Raw genomic sequence first — 431 nt, forward strand, 5'->3', positions numbered from 1 at the left:
GTGCGGCTCTACGGCCTGCACACGGTGCGCGCCGCACTCGACAATCCGCGCCGCAAGATCAGGAAGATGCTGGTGACGCGCAATGCGGCCGAGCGCCTGGAAATCGCCGATCTCGCCGCCCTGCCCTTCAAGACGGAACTGGTCGAACCCAGGGATATCGACAAGATCACCGGGTCGGATGCCGTGCATCAGGGTGTGCTGATCGAGGCCGAGCCGCTGAAAGCCAAGCGGCTCGATGCGCTTGGCGACGCGAAGCTGGTGCTGGTGCTCGACCAGATCACCGACCCGCACAATGTCGGCGCCATCCTGCGCTCGGCGGTCGCCTTCGGCGCCGGCGCGCTGATCACCACGGCCCGCCACAGCCCGCAGGAATCGGGCGTGCTGGCGAAATCCGCCTCCGGCGCGCTGGAGCACATCGACCAGATCGAGGT

The 431-nt window shown here is 67.3% G+C and carries 1 protein-coding gene; it reads left to right on the top strand.

Annotated elements, in window-relative coordinates; genetic code table 11:
- Positions 1 to 431 (top strand): RNA methyltransferase (locus tag EN914_RS38085; protein WP_164779310.1); only part of this gene is annotated, 431 nt, incomplete at both ends.

It is taken from the genome of Mesorhizobium sp. M7A.F.Ca.CA.001.08.2.1 (assembly GCF_003998455.1).
GTDB classification, from domain to species: Bacteria; Pseudomonadota; Alphaproteobacteria; order Rhizobiales; family Rhizobiaceae; genus Mesorhizobium; species Mesorhizobium ciceri.